Origin of the sequence: Marinobacterium iners (assembly GCF_017310015.1) — a bacterium.
GTDB classification, from domain to species: domain Bacteria; phylum Pseudomonadota; class Gammaproteobacteria; order Pseudomonadales; family Balneatricaceae; genus Marinobacterium; species Marinobacterium iners.
The window spans coordinates 3730987-3751373 of sequence record NZ_CP022297.1; the positions used below are offsets into that span (position 1 = coordinate 3730987).

General features: G+C 58.6%; 19 protein-coding genes. 11 read left to right on the forward strand and 8 right to left on the reverse strand.

Annotated elements, in window-relative coordinates; all coding sequences use genetic code 11:
* Positions 1 to 9: 9 nt before the first annotated feature.
* A complete protein-coding gene (locus CFI10_RS17535) occupies positions 10 to 2559 on the forward strand; it encodes a circularly permuted type 2 ATP-grasp protein (protein WP_242530043.1) in 2550 nt (849 codons plus the stop codon).
* Positions 2556 to 3440 (forward strand): transglutaminase family protein, encoded by an 885-nt coding sequence (locus CFI10_RS17540; protein WP_206837073.1) that lies wholly within the window; start codon positions 2556 to 2558, stop codon positions 3438 to 3440. The genes CFI10_RS17535 and CFI10_RS17540 overlap by 4 nt, the downstream gene beginning before the upstream one ends.
* A 15-nt stretch (positions 3441 to 3455) precedes the next feature.
* On the opposite strand, the gene CFI10_RS17545 is transcribed toward CFI10_RS17540, so the two are convergent.
* Positions 3456 to 4112: a pyridoxamine 5'-phosphate oxidase family protein gene (locus CFI10_RS17545; protein WP_206837076.1), complete on the reverse strand. Its 657-nt coding sequence runs from the start codon at positions 4110 to 4112 to the stop codon at positions 3456 to 3458.
* Positions 4113 to 4231: 119 nt separating this feature from the next.
* Between CFI10_RS17545 and pdxR the strand changes: the two genes are divergently transcribed.
* From pdxR to CFI10_RS17570, 5 genes are all read left to right on the forward strand, one after another.
* Positions 4232 to 5728, forward strand: coding sequence for a MocR-like pyridoxine biosynthesis transcription factor PdxR (pdxR, locus tag CFI10_RS17550; RefSeq protein WP_206837080.1), 1497 nt, complete (start codon positions 4232 to 4234; stop codon positions 5726 to 5728).
* Between the two features lie 307 nt (positions 5729 to 6035).
* Positions 6036 to 7739: a thiamine pyrophosphate-dependent enzyme gene (locus CFI10_RS17555; protein ID WP_206837082.1), complete on the forward strand. Its 1704-nt coding sequence runs from the start codon at positions 6036 to 6038 to the stop codon at positions 7737 to 7739.
* Positions 7740 to 8029: 290 nt separating this feature from the next.
* The gene (locus tag CFI10_RS17560; RefSeq protein ID WP_206837085.1) at positions 8030 to 10237 is read left to right on the forward strand and encodes a TonB-dependent receptor; all 2208 of its coding nucleotides are present in this window, start codon (positions 8030 to 8032) and stop codon (positions 10235 to 10237) included.
* A gap of 12 nt (positions 10238 to 10249) precedes the next feature.
* Positions 10250 to 11389 (forward strand): PepSY-associated TM helix domain-containing protein, encoded by a 1140-nt coding sequence (locus CFI10_RS17565; protein WP_206837088.1) that lies wholly within the window; start codon positions 10250 to 10252, stop codon positions 11387 to 11389.
* Entirely contained in the window at positions 11386 to 11556 is a 171-nt protein-coding gene (locus CFI10_RS17570; protein WP_206837091.1) for a hypothetical protein, read from the forward strand. Before CFI10_RS17565 ends, CFI10_RS17570 begins: the two co-directional genes overlap by 4 nt.
* A gap of 46 nt (positions 11557 to 11602) precedes the next feature.
* Here CFI10_RS17570 and CFI10_RS17575 read toward each other — a convergent pair whose 3' ends face one another.
* Positions 11603 to 12853: a DUF3422 domain-containing protein gene (locus CFI10_RS17575; protein WP_206837094.1), complete on the reverse strand. Its 1251-nt coding sequence runs from the start codon at positions 12851 to 12853 to the stop codon at positions 11603 to 11605.
* A 206-nt stretch (positions 12854 to 13059) separates the two neighbouring features.
* Between CFI10_RS17575 and acuR the strand changes: the two genes are divergently transcribed.
* On the forward strand, positions 13060 to 13713 hold the full coding sequence (gene acuR, locus CFI10_RS17580) for an acrylate utilization transcriptional regulator AcuR (protein ID WP_206837099.1): 654 nt from the start codon (positions 13060 to 13062) through the stop codon (positions 13711 to 13713).
* A gap of 4 nt (positions 13714 to 13717) precedes the next feature.
* On the opposite strand, the gene CFI10_RS17585 is transcribed toward acuR, so the two are convergent.
* The 4 genes from CFI10_RS17585 to acuI all read right to left on the reverse strand — a co-directional run bounded on the left by CFI10_RS17585 (position 13718) and on the right by acuI (position 16813).
* On the reverse strand, positions 13718 to 14182 hold the full coding sequence (locus CFI10_RS17585; protein ID WP_206837102.1) for a hypothetical protein: 465 nt from the start codon (positions 14180 to 14182) through the stop codon (positions 13718 to 13720).
* Position 14183: 1 nt separating this feature from the next.
* Positions 14184 to 14954, reverse strand: a complete 771-nt coding sequence (locus CFI10_RS17590; RefSeq protein WP_206837105.1) for a hypothetical protein — start codon at positions 14952 to 14954, stop codon at positions 14184 to 14186.
* A gap of 231 nt (positions 14955 to 15185) precedes the next feature.
* A complete protein-coding gene (locus CFI10_RS17595; protein ID WP_091827175.1) occupies positions 15186 to 15773 on the reverse strand; it encodes a peroxidase-related enzyme in 588 nt (195 codons plus the stop codon).
* Positions 15774 to 15826: 53 nt separating this feature from the next.
* Positions 15827 to 16813, reverse strand: a complete 987-nt coding sequence (gene acuI / locus CFI10_RS17600; RefSeq protein ID WP_206837108.1) for an acrylyl-CoA reductase (NADPH) — start codon at positions 16811 to 16813, stop codon at positions 15827 to 15829.
* Positions 16814 to 16987: 174 nt separating this feature from the next.
* Between acuI and CFI10_RS17605 the strand changes: the two genes are divergently transcribed.
* The 3 genes from CFI10_RS17605 to CFI10_RS17615 all read left to right on the forward strand — a co-directional run bounded on the left by CFI10_RS17605 (position 16988) and on the right by CFI10_RS17615 (position 19350).
* Positions 16988 to 17527 carry a GbsR/MarR family transcriptional regulator gene (locus tag CFI10_RS17605; protein WP_206837111.1) on the forward strand — a complete coding sequence of 180 codons (540 nt, stop codon included), beginning with the start codon at positions 16988 to 16990 and terminating at the stop codon, positions 17525 to 17527.
* Between the two features lie 78 nt (positions 17528 to 17605).
* Positions 17606 to 18883 carry an SDR family oxidoreductase gene (locus tag CFI10_RS17610; protein WP_206837114.1) on the forward strand — a complete coding sequence of 426 codons (1278 nt, stop codon included), beginning with the start codon at positions 17606 to 17608 and terminating at the stop codon, positions 18881 to 18883.
* Entirely contained in the window at positions 18880 to 19350 is a 471-nt protein-coding gene (locus CFI10_RS17615) for a DUF2269 family protein (RefSeq protein ID WP_091827172.1), read from the forward strand. Before CFI10_RS17610 ends, CFI10_RS17615 begins: the two co-directional genes overlap by 4 nt.
* 16 nt (positions 19351 to 19366) lie before the next feature.
* Here the strand turns inward: CFI10_RS17615 and CFI10_RS17620 are convergent, their stop codons facing one another.
* Positions 19367 to 19543, reverse strand: coding sequence for a hypothetical protein (locus CFI10_RS17620; protein ID WP_206837117.1), 177 nt, complete (start codon positions 19541 to 19543; stop codon positions 19367 to 19369).
* Between the two features lie 22 nt (positions 19544 to 19565).
* Positions 19566 to 20381, reverse strand: coding sequence for an ethanolamine ammonia-lyase subunit EutC (gene eutC, locus CFI10_RS17625; protein WP_242530044.1), 816 nt, complete (start codon positions 20379 to 20381; stop codon positions 19566 to 19568).
* Between the last annotated feature and the right edge of the window lie 6 nt (positions 20382 to 20387).

Genomic DNA, 20387 nt, shown 5'->3' on the forward strand with positions numbered 1-20387 from the left:
CCCTGTACAGTGGCAACCGACAATTTGACTCCGCCGCCTGAGGCCCTGCTGCAGTATGCACCGCGGGACGGACGCTTTGATGAGGCGTTTGCCGCCGACAGCCGTATCCGGCCTCACTGGCAATATGTACTGGATGCCCTGAGCCGGCTTGGCATCGCAGGGTTGCAGAACCGTCAGCACAAGGCACAACGCATCCTGCGTGACGATGGTGCCAACTACAACATGGTGGGCCAGCCCCAGAAAACCCGTGTCTGGGGGCTGGACCCGGTACCCCTGCTGATCGGCAGCGAAGAGTGGAGCCGTATTGAGGCGGGGCTGAGCGAGCGGGCCGAGCTGTTCGATCTGATTCTGCGCGATCTGTATGGTCCGCGTGAACTGATCCGCAACCGCATACTGCCGGCGGAGCTGATTCTGTCTCACAGCGGTTTTTTGCGTGCCTGCCAGGGACTCAACATGCCGGGCGAGCAGCAGCTGATCCTGCATGCGGTGGACATGGTGCGTGGCCCTGATGGCCAGATGCAGGTCGTTGCCGATCGCACTCAGGCTCCAAGTGGTGCCGGCTACGCGCTGGAAAACCGCACCGTGATGTCACGCATCTTGCCAAGCCTGATCCGCGACAGTCAGGTGCATCGCCTTGCCCTCTTCTTTCAAGCACTTCGACGCAAGCTGAACAGCCTGGCGCCCAATGGCGGCACTCCCAGAGTCGTCATTCTGACCCCCGGGGCCTACAGCGAAACCTATTTCGAGCACACTTACCTGGCCAACTATCTGGGGTATTCGCTGGTACAGGGAGGCGACCTGACCGTACGTGATGGCTTCGTGTGGATGAAGTCCCTGGATGGTCTGCACCGCGTAGACGTCATCCTGCGTCGCGTGGATGATATTTGGTGCGATCCGGTCGAGCTGCGCGGCGACTCCCATCTCGGCGTGCCCGGGCTGCTGGAGGCTGTTCGTGCCGGCAATGTGGTGGTTGCAAATCCGCTGGGTTCGGGCATTCTGGAAAATCCGGCCCTGCTCAAGTACATGCCACGCATCAGTGAATTTTTCCTCGGTCATCCACTCACCCTGCCCAGTGCCCGCACCTGGTGGCTGGGTGATCCAGCCGACCGTGAGTATGTTCTGACCCACCTGCCGGAATTGATCATCAAACCCACCAGCCGCCGCCCCGGACAGCAAAGCGTGTATGGAGCACAGCTGGATGAAAAGGGACTGGCACACTGGTATCGTGAACTGACCCGCAACCCCGCTCAATGGGTCGCACAGGAAGCCAATCTTCCATCGACATCACCCACTCTTCAAAGAGGTGGGCTGCGCCCCAGCCCAACGGTACTGCGCGGCTTTGCCGTAGCCGACGAAGGTTCCTACACCGTGATGTCCGGTGGTCTGACGCGAGTGGCCAGCTCTGACCGGCAGATGGTGGTCAGCAATCAGCTCGGTGCCACCAGCAAGGACACCTGGGTACTGGCGTCTGAGCCTCAGCGCCTGACCACGCTGCGAGAGCAACAAACCTCTCTGCTCAGCGGCGAACAGAGCAGCGATCTGCCCAGCCGTGTGGTTGAAAACCTGTTCTGGATGGGACGCTACTCAGAACGCGCCGAGTCAGCCACGCGGCTGCTGCGTACCACCTTCATGCAACTGAACAGCGCCAGCACTCTGCCGGACAGCGTGCGACACCAGCTGTTGCAAAGCGTGACCGAAGTCACGGGCACACAGCCTGGTTTCAGCCCACAGGACCCACAGACCTTCGATGACCCTGAAACCGAGCTGCTCAACGTCATTCTCGACAGCGGCCGCTTCGGCAGCGTCTGCAGCAACGTACAGGCCATGCTCAGCTGTACAGAAGAGGCCCGCGAGATGCTGTCCGGTGATACCCACCGGGTCCTGAGCGACTTGAGGGACACCCTCAATGATCTGCCAGCTCAGCTACAACCGGACAGTCTGGCAGCCCCTGAAGAAGCGTTGGACCCGCTGATTACCAGCCTGCTCGCTCTCTCAGGCCTGAGTCAGGAAAGCATGATTCGCGGCTTTGGCTGGCGCTTCCTCGAAATGGGCCGACGCCTGGAGCGTACCCTGCAGACCACCCTGCTGCTGCGCGCCCTGCTGGTGCCGGTACTGGACGACGATGCCGAAGAACAGCTGCTTGAAGCCGCCCTCATGTGCGGCGAAGTGCTGGTCACCTACCGTCGCCGCTACCGCAGTCAGCCCGAGCTGCGCAACGCCCTGGTGCTTCTCCTGCTCGATCGAAGCAACCCGCGCTCGCTGCAGTATCAGCTGGACCAGCTGACTCAGCATCTTTACGAATTGCAGGGTGGCGCCTCAACGTCTCTGCTGAGCGAAGAGCGCCGCACATTGCTGGAGGCCCGTACCCTGCTGCAACTGTCCCGTGCCGAGCAACTGGCCGAGCTGGATGATCAGGGACAGCGCCAGGCACTGGATACACTGCTCAGCCAGCTGTTTGAGCGCCTGACGGCAACCGCCACCCTGATTGCCGGCCATTACTTTGAGCATCAGCGCAATCCGCAGCAGCTGGTAAATACCCGATGGGGTGACGAGGAATGATCTACCGTATCCGCCACATCACGCGCTATACCTATGAGCAGCCGGTCAGCCAATGTTTCAACAAGGCGCACCTGCTGCCGCGCAATACGCCCTCCCAGCGCTGTCTGGACAGCCGTATTGAAGTGACGCCCAAGACAGGCTGGCTGCGCGAACACCTGGACTATTTTGGCAATCGCTACTGCTATTTCATGCTGCAGGAACCGCACAAGCTGCTCGAAATCGACATCACCAGCCGCATCGACGTAAATCCGGGACAGCCCGAAAGCGCGCTGGACCTGGGTTGCAGCATCAGCGAGGCCCGTGCCCGCATCGACCTGGCCGCTGACGAAGAGACCCTGCTGGCGCGAGAATTCCTGCTGGATTCGCCCATGATCCGCGCCAGCAAACAACTGCGTGAGTATGCAGCACCGAGCTTTTCCACCGAACGCACCCTGCTCTCGGCCGTTCGCGAGCTGACCCAGCGCATCTACGAGGACTTCACCTACGACCCGGAGTTTTCCACAATCGCCACGCCACTGCATGATGTGCTGAGACACAAACGCGGCGTCTGCCAGGACTTCGCACATCTGGCGATCGGTTGCCTGCGCGCGCTGGGCTTCCCGGCCCGCTATGTCAGCGGCTACCTGGAAACACTGCCGCCGCCCGGTCAGGAAAAGCTGGTGGGGGCCGATGCCTCTCATGCATGGTTTGCCGTGTATTCACCGGGTGATGGCTGGTTCGAGTTTGACCCCACCAATAACAACATGCCCGCCGGCCAGCATATCGTGACCGCCTGGGGTCGCGACTATGCGGATGTTACGCCGCTGCGCGGCATCATATTTGACGGTGGCGGCGAACAGACGCTGGAGGTTTCAGTGGATGTTGCTCGGCTGCAGGGCTGATCACCCGTCAACCCTTTACCGAGGCAGGGCGGGCTTCTCATAAGCCTGATCCTGCCGTTGATCCTGCTGAAATCCGGCCCAGCCAGCCGCTACTGGCACAACCCCGGCCCAGACCGGCCAGTCCATATCCGCCTCATCATCAGCAACGCCTGCGGCACGAACCTTCATTGACGCCTCATCCAGCCTGATCCGGAGCACCCCGGTTGCCTGCACTTCGCTGTCTGTTACCGGCCGAAGCTGCGGCCAGCGCCCTGGGCTGATCTTGTTGATGAAACGCTCAAAGTGATGCCGCTTCTCAGCCGGGTCCGTCACCGCTTCCGGCACACCATATACCATCACCGAACGATAGTTCACTGAGTGGTGAAACGCTGAACGCGCCAACACCAGCCCATCCAGAGTTGCCAGCGTAACGCAAACTTTCTGTGCCTCGGTTTCACAGCCATGGATATTGGCTGCTCGGCTGTGGCCATGCCAATACAGGTAGTCACCCTCACGCCAGTGACAGGTCGGAATGACACGCACCTGTCCGTCAAGCTGAAACCCCACGAAGCACAACAGCGACTGATCAATGAAATCCAACATGTTTTGCCGGTCACTGACCGCCCGTTTGGCTCCGCGTTTGATACGTGTCAGCTCTGTCGCCGAAAGCGTTCCCGTTGAAGTGTGTGACATCGCATGACTCCTGTGTCCAAGGCAGATCCGAAGACCTGCCAAAAATGGTTTGAAGACACACTCTAGCGGCATCAGGTATTCTTAAAAATATCCAGTTCTTGATTATTTATACATACCAGATGAGTACTTCGGGCAATACTCGCAGCGGCCATATCCCATTCTCGCTGGAGCCAGGCGAGGGACCGTTCTACCGGCAGTTGATGGAGCAAATTCAACAGGCCATCAACCAGGGTCTTCTGCAGCCAGGTGACCGGTTGCCTGGCAGTCGTGCCATGGCACACATGTTGGGTGTTTCCCGCAGCACCCTGGTCAGCACCTACGAACGGTTGATTGCCGAGGGCATACTGATCAGTCGCCCCAAAAGTGGTGTGTTCGTGGCAGACCAGCCACAAACCGCCATTGCGTTACCGCGATCTGTAGTAACTCAGCCGTCAGAACTGTTGCTGGCATTCGATTCCGGTGCTGACCCAAGTGTGTTTCCCCACAAAAGTTGGCAAAAAAGCCTGCGTGCCAGTTGGCGCAAGCCCGACCCTCGTATACTCGAGGATGCTTACCCCTTTGGATATCCCGGGCTGCAACAGGCGATTGCCGATTACCTGTATCAGCTACGCGTGCTGCAATGCAGCCCCGAGCAGGTTCTGATAACAGCCGGCAACCGTGATTCACTGACATTACTGCGTCATGCCTTCAGATTGATCAGCCCTGCCAGCCAATGGCTGACCGAAAACCCATCCTACCCCCCCATCCGCCGCCTACTGGCAAACTGGGCGACCAACGATCAGGTTCGTTTCTTGTTACCGCTGGACGCTGAAGGCTGCATGCTGCCATCGCTTGATGCTCAGGCGTCACCACCCATAGTGGTACTGACCCCCAACCGTCAGTACCCTTCGGGCATTGCTCTTGGATCGCAGCGGCGCCAGCAGTGGCTGCAACGTTTACAAGAGCAGTCTATCTGGGTGGTCGAAGATGACTATGACAATGATTTTTGCTTTCAAGGCCGCACCGGCGTACCGCTTATGCAGGCTGACCGCTCGGAACGTGTGTTTTTTGTCGGCAGCCTGTCCAAAGTGCTGTTTCGAGGGCTCAGGCTGGGATTCATAGTTGCCCCTCGTACTCATATGCCTGCATTAAGGCAGAGCCGCATACAACTTGGCGGGGCTGCTGCATTGCCGATGCAGCCGGTTGTGACCGATTTCATGAACAGCGGTGAGTTTGGCCGTCATATCAATCGCATGCGTCGTCATTATCGACATAAACGAGATCACCTGCTGACTCTGTTGGAACAGTACCTCTCTTGCTGGTTTGAATGGCAGGTACCGCAGGGTGGCATGCATTTGATTATTCGCTTCACCTCAGAGACAACAACCCGATTACATGCACTGCTGGGCGATGGCCCCCTCGATCAGCAGTTGGCCACACAACTCCGACAGGATGGCATCAAACTGGAGCCCCTTTCCACATACTATGCAGCCTGGGAAGAGCAGCTGCTTCAGCAACCGGATGACGCATTGATACCAACGGCAGGCTTTATTCTAGGCTACACCCGCCCTGATGAAGACAACATGCGAACTCTGTTGCACACTCTGGCTACCCGACTGAGCGCACTACTGGATTAATACGCCCGAACTGGCTAAGGTGGGTGGAAAGTAACCATGGCTGCAAGGCATGCTCAACGGTTCAATGCATAAACATCAATGGCGACTCTCGATCGGCCAACACTGGTCGCGCAGTATTCGTGGCATCGCCATCCCGCCTCCCCGCGTCAATGGACAGATCTGATCTGGCCACGCTTGCTCACATCTCCACTTTTTACGGCTAAGGCATCGGCTCGGCATCATATGCCGACTGCTCTTGGCCCCTGTGTGGCTGGCCAGATCACTCACCAAAGGTTTCATTTTTCACCTGACATGAGTTGTCTGCCTTATGAACGCTGCAATCAAGAACACCCGGCGAACCATGACCGCCGGCGAAGCCATGATCGAATCCGCCATGGCCAATGGCGTCGACACCCTATTCGGTATACCCGGTGCCCAGATCTACCCGCTGTTTGACGGTATCCACAAACAGGGGCTGAATTTGATCGTGCCGCGCCACGAACAGAGCGCCGCCTACATGGCCATGGGCTATGCCAAATCCACCGGCAAAACCGGCACCTTCGCCGTGGTGCCCGGCCCTGGTATTCTCAACACCACTGCCGCTCTGTGTACCGCCATGGGCAACTGCAGCCCGGTGGTGGGTTTGACCGGTCAGGTGCCATCGTCTTTCCTGGGTCGGGGCCGAGGCCACCTGCATGAACTCAAGGATCAGGCCGGCACGCTGAAATCGATCATCAAAGACGCCTTCAGCATCCAACAAGCGAAAGACACGGCTGCGGTAATGAATCAGGCCTACCAGACCGCTCGCAGCGGTCGGCCGGGACCGGTTACCGTTGAGATGTGTTGGGATACCATGGCCACCGAGTCCGAATTTGAATCGCTGACACTGTCCCCAGTCGACGACGCGCTGCCCGAAATCAATCCGGATGCCCTCAAATCCGCCACCGAGATGATTGCCGGTGCCCGCAGGCCGATGATCATGTGTGGCGCCGGTGCGCTGCATGCCTCCGAGGAAGTAACTGCCTTGGCCGAACTGCTCAATGCACCGGTCACGGCTTTTCGCAGTGGTCGCGGCGTAGTCGCTGAAGACCATCCTCTGGGCCTGTCAGCAGTGGCCGCACGCCAGCTCTGGGATGACTGCGACCTGCTGATCGGCATCGGCTCCCGTCTGGAGATGCCCTACCTGCGCTGGGGCAACTACATGACCTACGAGCGCAAGCCAAGCAGTGGCCCCAAGCTGATCCGTATCGATATCGATCCTGAGCAGATGAACATCTTCGAGCCGGACATCGGCATTGTGGGGGACTCGGCGCAGGCGTGCCGAATTCTGCACGACCTGTTGCTGGATAAGGTGTCACCCGATGAAAATCGTCTGGACGAGATTGCCCGGGCCAAGGTGATGGCCCGGGACGCGCTGCAAGGCGTACAACCGCAGATGGCTTATCTCGATGTGATCCGGCAGGTGCTGCCACGCGACGGTTTTTACGTGCCTGAACTGTCACAGATGGGCTTCACCAGCTGGGTCGGCGGCTTGCCGGTACTCAAGCCACGCACCTACGTTGAAGGCGGCTATCAAGGGACCTTGGGCTACGGCTTCCCTACCGCGCTGGGGGTGAAAGTGGCCAACCCGGACAAGGCCGTGGTCTCCGTCAGCGGTGATGGCGGTTTCATGTTCGGCGTGCAGGAACTGATGACCGCCGCCGAGTTCAATATCGGACTGGTCAGCATCGTGGTTAACAATCGCTCCTACGGCAATGTGCGCCGCGATCAGCAAATGGGGTTTGGCAGCCGCTTCAGCGGCTCCGAGTTGAAGACACCGGACTTCGTCAAGTTGGCGGATAGTTTCGGGGGGCGTGGCTACCGTGTCGACAGCCCTCAGGCGCTCAAGCTCGTGCTGGAAAAGTGCATCGAACTGAACCAGCCCTGCCTGATCGAGATCCAGTCCGAACGCGGCCTTGAGAGTTCACCCTGGCCGTTTATTCATCCGCAGGGACCGCTGGAATCGGCACAGGTGCCGTATGATAACGCCTAACATTATGAAAAGCTGAAGCGTATCAACTGATTACCCCCTCTTTCACTCCAAATGGGCCGGTATCGACCCGGCCCTGTCCACCGCCATATCACCATTGATATTTCCGCGTTCGGCTAATTTTCAGCCTTGATGTTAAAATATGGATATATCTATATGATAATAATTTGTATTTGAATTTAGCTTTAAGGCCATTATCATGACCTCTGAATCGTTTCTGTCTCCCTCTGGAAACCAAAGCGCTCAGAACTATCGTTCTTAAATTCGACACCAGCAAGACAACAGGCATAACAATGGCACAGGATTTTTCCAAACGACTGGCGGCAGCAGGTCTATCTTTTCCGCTTGTGGCAGGCAGTGGCCTGGCACTGGCCAACACCGAAACAGAACCGGCCCGCATGAGCCAGGAAACGCTGGTAATCACCGGCTCCGGTGCCCAGGTCCATCTGACCGACGAGTTTGCTGGTGGTCAGGTGGCACGTGGCAGCCGTAACGGCATTTTGGGCAATATCGACTACATGGACTCGCCGTTCAGCAGCACCGCCTACACGGCGGATTTCATCGACAATCAGCAGGCTGGCAGCGTCGGCGAAGTGCTCGCACGCGATCCTGGTGTCCAGCTGACCAAAGGGTACGGCAACTTTCAGGAAGTCTACATGTTGCGTGGTTTTCCGACCTACTCGGATGACATCACCGTCAACGGTCTGTACGGCATTCTGCCGCGTCAGATGCTGTCCACCGCCATGGTGGAGCGGGTCGAGGTGTTCCGCGGTTCCTCTGCTTTCGTCAACGGTGCGGCTCCCGGTGGCAGCGGTGTCGGCGGTTCGATCAACATCATTCCCAAGCGTCCGGGTAACGAAGCGATTACCGATATCAGCATCGGCTATGAAGATGGCACCCGTTACACCACCGCCGTCGATGCTTCGCGTCGTTTCGGTGAGGATGAACAGTGGGGGGTCCGGGTCAACGGCCTGACCACCAACGGCGAAGGTGCGATCGAAGATGAAGACCGCTCCCTGGATGCGCTGTCGCTGGCCACCGATTATGAGTCCGACAATTTTCTGATGAGCGCCAACCTGGGCTATCAGAAGGACCGTCTCGACACCCCACGGCCGCAGGTAACTCCGACCGGTGCCCTTCCCGATGCCCCGGATGCCGACAGCAATTACGCTCAGGACGGCACCTACTCCGAAGAGGAGGACCTGTTCGGTACCCTGCGCGGCGAATGGCAGCTGTCCAATAACGCCTCCGCCTGGGTCGCTGGCGGCTTCCGCGAGAGCGAGGAGCGCAACGTCCTGATGAACCCCAGAAGTACGGCCGACGGCACGCTGAGCGGTTACCGTTTCGACAACGCTCGTGAAGACTCTGTCCGCTCTGCCGATGCCGGTGTACGCCTGTTCGTGGATGGCGAACAGTTGTCGCACGAGTTTGTCGTCTCGGCTGCCATTAGCCGTCAGGAAGTACGCAACGGCTGGAACTTCAGCAGTTTCACCCGCTCACCGATGGGTTCGCTGGATGCCCCGGATACCAGTAATCTGCCGGCGATGACGCCCTTTTACCCCGGCGGCAGCCTGGATAATCCCCAGCGTGACGAAGTCTCCATCCAGCGCAGCCTGGCCCTGGCCGATACATTGCGCATGCTGGACGACCGCCTCGCCCTGACCCTGGGCCTGCGTTACCAGGATCTGGAGACACGTGACTACGACATCAACACCAACGACGCCCTGTCCGAGCAGTCCGCACACGCCTGGACCCCGGCGCTGGGTGTGGTGTACGCCCTGAACCCGGAAGTTTCCCTGTACGCCAACTATGCGGAAAACCTGCAGAAAGGCTCATCGGCCAGCTCAACCTATGGTGCCCAGCCGGTCACCAATGCCGGCAGCATTCTCGATCCCTTCCGCGGCGAACAGATGGAAGCGGGTGTGAAGCTGGATCTGGGCAACCTGGGTGCTACCTTCAGCCTGTTCACGGTGAACCGCCAGAACGGCATCTATCGTGACAACGGCAACGGCAGCTACACCTTTACCAATGACGGCGAACGCGTCAGTCAGGGCGTGGAGATCACCACTTTCGGCGAGCCCGTGCCCGGCCTGCGCCTGCTGGGCGGCCTGACCTGGATAGATGCCACCTATGAAGATACCCAGGACGGCATTAACGACGGTAAAACGGCGATCGGCGTGCCCGAATGGCAGGCCAAGTTGTCCGGCGAGTACAGTCCTGCCAGCCTGAACGGCATCACCTTTGATGCGGGCCTGATCTACACCGGCAGCCAGCAGGCCGACCTGGCCAACACGCAGAAGATCGATGCCTGGACCCGAGTTGATACTGGTGTGCGCTATGTCACCCAAGTGGGCCAGCAGCAGCTGACCCTTCGAGCCCGTGTCGAAAACCTGTTCGACGAATCCTACTGGAGCAGCGTAGGTGGTTCGGGTGACAGCTATAACTACCTGACGCTCGGCAGCCCGCGTACTCTTTCACTCAACGCCACCCTGAGCTTCTAAGCGGTACTGAACATGCACTATACCGCCATGCAAACCTGGGCCTGGGTGCACAAGTGGAGCAGTCTGGTCTGCACGGCATTTTTGTTGATGCTGTGTCTGACCGGGCTACCGCTGATCTTCCATGACGAGATCGATGAATTCTTTTCCCCGTCCGATTGGCAGCCCGCCAATCCGGGGGCGGAGCTGATGTCGCTGGACCAGATTGTCCGCATTGCGCAGGACAACCGCCCCGGAGAACGGCCGCTGTACCTGAGTTTCGATATCGACCGGCCGGTGGTCAATGTGACCACCGCACCGCCAACGGACAGCAACCAGCCGGACTTTCACCTGATGCCCTATGACCTCACCAGCGGCGATCAGGTCCCCTTCCCGGAAGATGCCAGCTCGGCAGTGATGCACTTCCTGTTGCAACTGCATACAGACATGTTCCTGGGGCTGCCGGGCATGCTGTTTCTGGGATTTATGGGCCTGCTGTTTGCAGTCGCCACGGTCTCGGGCATCGTGCTCTACGCGCCGTTCATGCGCAAGATTCCGTTCGGGACCCTGCGACGTGAAAAGTCCCGCCGACTGTTCTGGCTGGACTATCACAACCTGCTGGGCGTGGTGACGATTGTCTGGGCACTGTTGGTCGGTCTGACCGGGGTGGTGAACACTCTGGAGGAACCGATAATCGATGGCTGGCGCAACGCCGAACTGGATGACCTGATCAAGCAGCATCAATCCGTCGAAAGCATCGAGCACTGGGCCTCGGTGGATGAGGCCGTGGCCAGCGCCCTGACGCTGGCACCGGATATGGAACCCCAGTTCATCGCGTTTCCCGGCGCACGCTATTCCACGCCCGGGCATTTCGCCGTGTTTCTGCACGGGCGCACGCCGGTGACCGAACACATCATCTTGCCAGTACTGGTCAACGCCCGTACCGGCGAAGTTGAAGGGCGCCGCGAGATGCCCTGGTACGCCAAAACTTTGGCCCTGTCGGGGCCGCTACACTTTGGCGATTACGGCGGGATGACGCTGAAAGTGATCTGGGCTCTGCTTGATCTGGTCCTGATCGCCGTGCTGATTTCCGGCCTCTATCTCTGGCTCAAACGCGGTACTGGCCGCTCCAAAGTCACAAGCGATCTACAATCACTTGAGGAACAAACGGCATGATCTGGCGAATCTTTGGTTGGCCGATCATCATCGGCCTGGTGTCCGCCGCCGGCTTCGCCACCACTCTGCTGGCCAGCTCGGAACAGGATCTGCTGCCGGCACTGGCCTGCGGCGCGGGACTGCTGCCGATACTGATCTTCCTGTTGCGCCAGCCCCCACGTCGCTAGTCGGTACCTGCCGGGTCCCTCTCGACCGAGAGACCCGGCAGGTACCTCACTCCTCGTCGTAGCCCTTGAGCAGGCGACGCAAATACCAGAACAGTCCCACTGCCAACAACGGCACCAGCAGGCTCAGCCCCAGCGACAGCTGGCGTTCCAGTTCGGTATCCCCGAGGATGTTCCTCAGCGTACGGTCGATCAGGTCAAAGGCGTAGTAGGTCACCACGATGACGGTGAAGCTTTCCAGTTTGGCCTGCATGCGGATCTGACGACGGGCACGCTTGTTCAGCCCTTCCAGCAGGTCCTTGTTCTGCCCCTCGATGGAGAGATCCACCTGAGAGCGGACCAGGTCGGTGGAACGGGCGATCCGCTTCGACAGCCGTTCAATACGTTCACCGGTTGCCTTGCAGGTACGCCGGGCCGGGTCCAGCCGCCGATCCATGAACTGCTCGATGGTCTGAATCCCCTCCAGCCGTTCCTCGCGCAGCTCTTCGATGCGACTGTACATCAGGGCAAAATAGGCCTCTGAAGCCGCCAGACGGTTGGCACTGCGGGCGGATAGATCCTCCACCCGCGCCGCCTGCTGCATCAGCTGGTGTATCAGCTCTGCCGGTTCACGGCGTGCTTCGGCAATCGAGGCCACGGTTTCCGCCAGTGCCTGATCCAGCGCGGTCACCTCGGGCATCACCTCATTGCTCAAGGGCAGCCCCAGCAAAGCCATATGCCGGTAGGTGTCGATTTCACAAATGCGCTGCAACAGCCGCCCACAGCGGTAGTCGATCATCTTAGGCTGCTGCAGCACCAGCACACGACTCATGCGACTGTCGGAACGTTCACGGAAGTCAGTGAACACCTGCCCCGCCGCCCCCATCACCGAGGAACCGGACACCTGGTGATCGTTGAAGTGCTGCTCCAGCAACGGCTCCGGATCAGTTCCCACATCGGGTTGGCAGATCACCTCCACACCACAGAGATAGGCTCCCGGCAGCTGTTCGCGTTCCTCATCGGTGAAGGCAGGAGGTTCTGTGGTTGCCAGCGCATAGAGGGTCAGACTGTAAAATTCGCCATGCGGTTCAAAGCGCAACGCCCAGCGGTCATTCCGCGTGAAGAAAAAGCCTTCGCTGTTCTGCGGCAGCGGCAGGCCTTTCAGGCTGGCCAGCTGTCGCACACTGCGGTTCACCGCTTCCTCTGCCACACCCTCGTACAGAATTGCCTGGTGACACAGCGCCAGTGGGCCGCTGAGTTTATGAAACGGGCGCGCATGGACTTCAGCAACGATTTTGTCACGCAGTGAATGGTCGTGCATACTGGCGAAGCTCCCGGACAGCAGGGTGAAAGTGTTAACAGGCAGCATACCAGACACGGATTAAGGAGTTATGCACGGATGTCTTTGGATGAAACGCACACCCTGCAAGACTGAGCACCAGGTTATACACAGGTCCCTCCAGCCAAAACTAGACACTTGGTCTAATTATTCCGATAATTCGTGCATCCGTTACAGAACGAGCCCACATGAATTTGACAACACCCGAACGCCCGGCACGCCGCCGCGGCCGGCCACCCAAGAACAGCGCCCGCCCCTACTCCGAAGTGCGCCAGGCACTGGTCCAGTCGGGGCTCGCCATGCTGACCGAGAAGGGCTACAGCTCCGTCGGTATCGACGAGATCCTGCGTTCTGTCGATGTCCCCAAGGGGTCCTTCTACCACTACTTCAAGAGCAAGGAAGAGTTCGGCCAGGAGCTGATTGGCGCCTACGGTCAATATTTTGCCCGCAAGCTGGACCGCTTTCTGCTGGATGACGCCTTTGCACCGCTGCAACGCATCCGCAACTTCGTGCAGGATGCCAGCGAGGGCATGACACGCCACCAGTTCCGACGCGGCTGCCTGATCGGCAACCTGGGCCAGGAAATGAGCCTGCTGCCGGAGTCCTTCCGGGGACAACTGAAAGCGGTGTTCGAGGACTGGCAACAGAGAACAGCGGACTGCCTGAGAGCGGCTCAGGCATGTGGCGAGCTATCGACCGCTCAGAACTGCGACCAGCTGGCCGAGTGGTTCTGGATCGGTTGGGAAGGCGCAGTACTCAGAGCCAAGCTGGAGGCGTCACCCGCCCCCTTGCAGCGCTTTGCCAGCGGCTTTTTCCAGCTGCTGCAGCCCGGTGCCGATTAAGCCGTCACTGACTCAGTTCCACTTTGAAGGGCCGCTGACAGAATTTTGCGAGAGACTGGCCATGCTCTTCCATTTCGCTGAGCGCTCTTTTGCGCATCAGGATGACCCGTTGTCCATCGTCCATGATCACAACCAAGCTGAAACCATGTCGCTCGAGAAAAGTTTTAGTCACACAAAAACCCGCAATCCGATCCAGCGGCAACTCTGACCGCGCAATGGGATACAGGCTACTGAGATGATGCGTCAACGTCCCCTTGTTCTTGTCGATCAACAGGTAGTGACGCACACATAAGCCATGCAAGGCCAAAGTCGCTAACAGGGCCCAGCTCAGGATAACCGGAAACTCACTGGAGAGGCCCAGGTACACCATCAGCAGTGCCGCCAGCATGAATGGAATCGCGACAATCCGGAGTTTGCGCGTCAGAACAAGCTTACCGATATTAGGTGACGACGACGTCCAGGCACTCATCCTAGCCCCCTCCCTTGTTCACAAGCAGGCTCAATATCACACCCAACACAAGAAAGACCGGGAAAGGTAGTGCCAGCTTGAGAAATATCCGCTGATCCCAAACAGAAGCGTATTTCATCTGGGCGTCCGTGATGGAGGCATTGGATTCGTACTCAGCTCTGCTGTCAGCCAAGTGAGATTTGGAGCCGTGAGCGACCTTTTCAGGATCTGCATCGTTAAGTGAGCTCGTTTCCCGTTGGCTTTGAAGTTCAATTTCTTCAGGCCACTGGGACACGCGATCAAACGCGGGCACAGCGAAATACTGGTGAATGAATCTTGCCAGCTGACGCGTCTCGTCGAGGCTGCCAATGGTGTATTTTTGACCGGCAATCTCAAGCAGGCAGCCTTCCGAGAGTTCCGCTATGGGCGCAACCACCGCACGCTGGTTTGCCAGCGTCCCTTGCGACTGCACGGATCTGCCGAGTCCCCACCAGGACTTTTCAAGTTGTATCGCACGACCAGCAGCGTCCAGCACCAGGTGTCGTCGTACACCCAACGCAAGAGCCGTAAAGAAGATGAGAAAAACAGAAGTGCCGATGTAGAAAACCTGCTCGATGCCATCAAGCACGACTGACATCAGCAAGGATCCCAGCAAACAGACCAGCGCAATAACACCCCAGATAATCCATTTCACTTGGCCTGAGGTTCTGAAATAGAACTGGTTGTCAGACGTTCGCTTCAGGTGCATTCGAGCACCCTTGCTTAACGCGAGATAGTCCGCCTGTTGCGACATAGCCCTTCCCTGAGTCATTGATGGTCACATTCTGGCCGAGCATCTTAACACGGGATCGCCCTGTCAATTCACAGGCCTGATTGATCTCCTCAATGTCAGCAGGCGATGACTGAAGCAACTGGCTTTATAGATCGCGATCTGTCCCCGGACTCATCCAGCAATGCTCGCAGCGACTGACATATCCACCAAAAATGAAGATCACCAGGCGCATCCTGCCCCTGGTGAATCAACTCAGCGCGGCTGGCGACCGAGGTTGTAGAACTCGGCATTCGGGCGCATGCTGGTCACGTTGGCCATACGGTTCGACAGGCCGAAGAAGGATGATATCGCCGCGATATCCCAGATATCGTCCTCGTCAAAACCCTGCGCCTTGAGAGCCGCAAAGTCCTCTTCACCCACCGCGTAAGCCTGCATCGACACCTTGACGGCGAAATCCAGCATCGCCTTCTGACGTTCGGTGATATCAGCCTTGCGATAGTTGACCGCCACCTGATCGGCAATCAGCGGGTCCTTGGCCCGGATGCGCAGGATGGCCCCGTGGGCCACCACGCAGTACTGGCACTGGTTCAGGTTGCTGGTCGCCACAACGATCATTTCACGCTCGGCAATCGTCAAATTGCCCGGCTTTTCCATCAAGGCATCATGGTAGGCAAAGAAGGCACGAAACTCCTCCGGCCGATGTGCCAACACCAGAAACACGTTAGGAACAAAACCGGCCTTTTCCTGCACCGCCAGAATCCGCTCACGGATATCTTCCGGCATATCGGACAGCTCCGGCACCGGGAAACGGCTGATCGCCTGTTGTTTCACTTCACTCATTACGACTCTCCTGATTGTCGGGACTCAATTGTCGGGACTCTCATCCCTGATCATTATTCGCCGGCAACCGGCACCACGATACGGCCACGGATCTGGCCCTTCATCATCAGCGCGGCCTGATCAATCACCTGCTCGAACGGCACGTCGGTGATCAGGCTTTCCAGCTTGTTGATATCCAGGTCCTTTGCCAAACGCTGCCAGGCTTCCAGACGTTCGGCCTTGGGAGCCATCACGCTGTCAACACCGACCAGCGTCACGCCACGCAGAATGAACGGCGCCACTGTGGCCGGGAAGCCCATACCGGCCGCCAGTCCACAGGCCGCCACCACACCACGGTATTTCATCGCAGCACAGACGTTGGCCAGCACCTGGCCACCGGCCACGTCGATGGCACCGGCCCACTGCTCTTTCGCCAGCGGACGGCCTTTCTCGCTGTACTCGGCACGGTCTACGATGCTGGATGCTCCCAGCATTTTGAGGAAGTCAGTTTCTTCCGGGCGACCGGTCATGGCCGCCACGTCGTAACCCAGCTTGGCCAGAACCGCCACGGCCACACTGCCGACGCCGCCAGCGGCACCGGTGACCAGAATCGGGCCGTCTTCAGGTTTCACGCCCTGTTTCTCCAGCGCCAGCACACAGAGCATCGCCGTGTATCCGGCAGTCCCCAGCCCCATCGCCTGACGCTCGGTAAACGGCGCCTGCAGCGGGATCAGCCAGTCGCCCGGTACACGGACCTTCTCGGCCAGACCGCCCCAGTGCTTCTCACCCACGCCCCAGCCGTTCAGGACCACCTGATCGCCCGGCTTGAAATCCGGGTTGTCAGACGATTCGACCACGCCGGCAAAGTCGATGCCCGGCACCATGGGATAACTCTTGGCGATCGGTGCACTGCCGGTCAACGCCAGCGCGTCCTTGTAGTTCATGGTGGAATACGCCACCCGCACGGTCACGTCACCCTCGGGCAACTGGGCATCATCCAGTTCCTTGAAGGCAACGGTCTGCTGGTCTTCTGCCTTGTCGAGTACGATCGCTTTGAACATAGATCCTCCTGCGGATTGAGCATTTCGGCCGGGCGGCCATAATTAGACGACTGTCTAATTAATGCCAGTAATCAGTCTTGCTGTCCACCTATTTTGGACACTTTCATGCGATTGTGCATAACCGATGTTGACGATTTTGGATGTTTGCACTAATTTCTGTAATGACAGAAATAAATGAAAGGCACCATCATGCAGCTCAGTCCGACCATGCAAACCTTTATTCTTCACTGGGGAGAGATGGGCTCTCGCTGGGGGGTGAACCGTACCGTGGCACAGATTCATGCGCTGCTCTATTTGGCTGGCGAACCCCTGACAGCTGAAACCATTACCGAAACGCTGGGCGTGGCACGCTCGAATGTGAGTACCAGCCTGCGAGAGCTGCAGTCCTGGGGACTGGTTCATACCTCCCAGAAGTTGGGCGACCGACGCGACTATTTCGCCTCTCAGCAGGATGTGTGGGATATCTTCATGACCATCATGGAAGGCCGCAAGCAACGCGAGCTGGACCCAACGCTGACCACCCTGCGCAGCTGCTCGGTTGAAGGCAAGGAAGACAGCCAAACACCCGCCGAGGTACAGGCCCGTATTGATGACACCCTTGATTTTCTGGAGCAGCTGATCAAGTGGTATGGCCAGATGAAATCGGTCGACCGCAATACGCTGATCAAGCTGATGAAACTGGGTGCCCGTGTACAGAGCCTGATGGGCAAGTAAAAAAATTTACCCGTTTATTTCTGTTTTGACAGAAATAACAAAAACCACTACGCAACGGATCTGCACTGGAGGTACCTCATGCGTGTACTGCTGGCCGGCGCCACCGGCTTTATTGGCCAACACCTGCACCGCGCATTGTTGGCAGAGGGACATGAAGTGGTCGCCTGCTCCCGTCAGCCCCCTGACCTGCCCTGCCTGGACTTTTTCCCCTGTGATTTCTCACACGACCTGAGTCCCGAGGACTGGCTTTCCCGTCTGAGCGACCTGGATGCTGTCATTAATGCGGTGGGCATTATTCTGGAAGGTTTGGGCCAACATTTTAACGCCCTGCATACGCAGGCTCCCAAGGCCTTGTTCAATGCCTGTGTTCAAAAGGGTATCACCCGTGTAATCCAGATTTCAGCACTGGGCGCTGATGAGCAGGCTGAAACCGCCTACCACCTGAGCAAGCGGGAAGCCGATGATTATCTCGCCCAGCAGCCGCTGGACTGGCTGATCCTTCGCCCTTCTCTGGTGTACGGACCCGGCTCTGCCAGCAGTGAGCTCTTTGCCGGCCTTGCCGCACTGCCGCTCACGCCGTTGATCGGTGACGGCCAACAGCCAGTGCAGCCGATTCATATCGATGATCTGGTCAAAGCGGTGCTGACCGCTCTGACAAGCGAGTCGCCCTCTCGGCAACGGATCGACTGTGTCGGCCCCTCAGCCCTGAGCTTCCAGAATTGGCTCAACGGCTGGCGAGAGTGGCTGGGTAAAGCCACCGCTCCATCGATACGAGTACCCTTAGCCCTCGCCCAGTCAGGTGCTCGTGTGTGCGCACCCTTCAGCCGCCTGCCGGTGGATGCTGAGAGTTTGCAGATGCTACAACGAGGTAATGCTGCGCCGGTCGAACCCTTTAAGCAGGCATTTGGATTTACGCCTCAGCCATTCGAGCACAGTATCGAACAGATGCCAGCCAGTCGTGCCGAGCGCCAGCAGGCCGGGTTATTCTTCCTCTGGCCATTACTGCGCTTGAGCCTGGCCTTCATGTGGATCTGGACAGGGCTGACCTCGGCCCTTTGGTACCCAGTGGATGAGAGCTATCAGATGCTTGCGGCAGTAGGCTTGTCAGGTGTCGCCTTGCCCATCGCCCTCTACACTGCTGCGCTACTGGATACGCTGCTGGGATTGGCGCTGCTTCTGAATTATCGGCTTCGGCTCGTTCTGCTGACCCAGATCGCCATGATGCTGGGCTATAGCCTGATTCTCACCTTTTGCCTGCCCGAATTCTGGCTCCACCCTTTCGGTCCAATCAGTAAAAACCTGCCACTGATTGCCGCCAGTCTGATGCTGTATGTTCGCGAAGGAGACGCACAATGAGTATCTATTTGATCCTGAAATCCGCCCATATACTCAGCGCTTTTCTGCTGTTCGGCACCGGTCTGGGCAGCGCTTTTTACAAGTACATGAGCTACCGCAGCGGACAGGTTCCCGCCATTGCCGAAACCGACCGGTTGGTGGTGCTGGCCGACTGGTTGTTCACCACCCCGACCATTCTGATTCAGCCACTTACCGGTGTGGCGATGTTGTGGGTTATAGGCCTGCCGATCACCACCCCCTGGGTGATGCTTACCTTCGCCCTCTACCTGCTGGCGGGCCTGTGCTGGTTGCCTGTGGTGTGGTTGCAGCTGAGGATGAAAGCGCTGTCCCGGCAGGCGGCTGCGGATAATGCGCCGCTGCCGGACAGCTACCATCGCTACAGCCGCTACTGGTTCTGGCTGGGGGTGCCCGCCTTTTTAGCCATGGTCATCGTAGTCGGATTAATGGTGTTCAAGCCGTACTTCTGACGACAGATACCCGCGATCAGGCACACTCGATCGCAAGCGTTTCACTGGACTCACGATGACCCAGCTCTCTGACTGTCGCAGCCCAGCTCTCGCGCTCTGCTTTGCTGGAGAGAATAAGCGAGCCGAAAAGACTGTGTTCAACGGGCGCTACGCCACAGAGCTGCAGGGTGTAGCGTCGCAATTGTTCGGGCACAGGAGCGGCCTGCTGTTCCAAATTACTCCAGCAGAAAATTGCGCTGGCCTTCCCCTTCCAGGGCCTCGGCGTCACCGGATTCGTCTTTCAGCTCGACACCTGAGAGTTTGCGCCGCAGGGACTCCCTGACCAGCCAAAGCAGGCGTTCGGCCGCATCCTGCGGCGAGATACCGGCCGGACGGATATTGGAAATGCAGTTGCGTGCGGCATCGGTCAAACCGACGCGTGGGTTGTAGGTGTAGTAGATGCCCAGACTGTCCGGCGAGCTGAGCCCCGGTCGCTCACCCACCAGCAGAATCACTACTCGACTGTCCAGCAACTCGCCCACTTCGTCTCCCACTGCGACTCTGCCCTGCTGCACGATACAGACCGGTGATCGGGTCAGCCCTTCAGCCGCCAGACGCTGGTCCACCTCGGCCGCGACCCGCGCTGCATGGCGCTGTACCGCCGTGGACGAAAGACCGTCGGCGATCACGATGGTCGCGTCACTGGCGGGTTGCTGTTCGCTCAGCTGTTTCAGCAATGCCGCCGAGTCGGCATCCAGCCGTCGTCCCTTGTCCGGCCGTTGCAGGTAGGTTGCGCGATCCTCCGCTTGACTGTGCAGCAACAGGCTCTGCAGCCCGACCTGTGCCAATTCAGACTGCAGCTGCTTCACATCCAGCGGTATATGCACGGCATCCCGTGCACGGGCATGCGCCTGCTGGAATTCAAGCTGAGGCGCCGTCGGCTGGCTGATGCCGCTACGGCCGAGTCCGATGCGGGCATCGGTATGGCGGCGCAGGCTGGCCCAGCTGTTGGACGTTACGATCTGATGTTTATCCACAGGATTCTTTTCCACAATCAG

Excerpts from the sequence above, each read along its gene's own strand:
- CFI10_RS17610 (WP_206837114.1), top strand. The coding sequence starts at position 17,606 with ATGCGTGTACTGCTGGCCGGCGCCACCGGCTTTATTGGCCAACACCTG.
- acuR (WP_206837099.1), top strand. The coding sequence starts at position 13,060 with ATGAATTTGACAACACCCGAACGCCCGGCACGCCGCCGCGGCCGGCCA.
- pdxR (WP_206837080.1), top strand. The coding sequence starts at position 4,232 with ATGAGTACTTCGGGCAATACTCGCAGCGGCCATATCCCATTCTCGCTG.
- CFI10_RS17595 (WP_091827175.1), bottom strand. The coding sequence starts at position 15,773 with ATGAGTGAAGTGAAACAACAGGCGATCAGCCGTTTCCCGGTGCCGGAG.
- CFI10_RS17605 (WP_206837111.1), top strand. The coding sequence starts at position 16,988 with ATGAAAGGCACCATCATGCAGCTCAGTCCGACCATGCAAACCTTTATT.
- acuI (WP_206837108.1), bottom strand. The coding sequence starts at position 16,813 with ATGTTCAAAGCGATCGTACTCGACAAGGCAGAAGACCAGCAGACCGTT.
- CFI10_RS17570 (WP_206837091.1), top strand. The coding sequence starts at position 11,386 with ATGATCTGGCGAATCTTTGGTTGGCCGATCATCATCGGCCTGGTGTCC.
- CFI10_RS17565 (WP_206837088.1), top strand. The coding sequence starts at position 10,250 with ATGCACTATACCGCCATGCAAACCTGGGCCTGGGTGCACAAGTGGAGC.
- CFI10_RS17615 (WP_091827172.1), top strand. The coding sequence starts at position 18,880 with ATGAGTATCTATTTGATCCTGAAATCCGCCCATATACTCAGCGCTTTT.
- CFI10_RS17540 (WP_206837073.1), top strand. The coding sequence starts at position 2,556 with ATGATCTACCGTATCCGCCACATCACGCGCTATACCTATGAGCAGCCG.
- CFI10_RS17590 (WP_206837105.1), bottom strand. The coding sequence starts at position 14,954 with ATGTCGCAACAGGCGGACTATCTCGCGTTAAGCAAGGGTGCTCGAATG.
- CFI10_RS17560 (WP_206837085.1), top strand. The coding sequence starts at position 8,030 with ATGGCACAGGATTTTTCCAAACGACTGGCGGCAGCAGGTCTATCTTTT.
- CFI10_RS17555 (WP_206837082.1), top strand. The coding sequence starts at position 6,036 with ATGAACGCTGCAATCAAGAACACCCGGCGAACCATGACCGCCGGCGAA.
- CFI10_RS17575 (WP_206837094.1), bottom strand. The coding sequence starts at position 12,853 with ATGCACGACCATTCACTGCGTGACAAAATCGTTGCTGAAGTCCATGCG.
- CFI10_RS17585 (WP_206837102.1), bottom strand. The coding sequence starts at position 14,182 with ATGAGTGCCTGGACGTCGTCGTCACCTAATATCGGTAAGCTTGTTCTG.
- CFI10_RS17545 (WP_206837076.1), bottom strand. The coding sequence starts at position 4,112 with ATGTCACACACTTCAACGGGAACGCTTTCGGCGACAGAGCTGACACGT.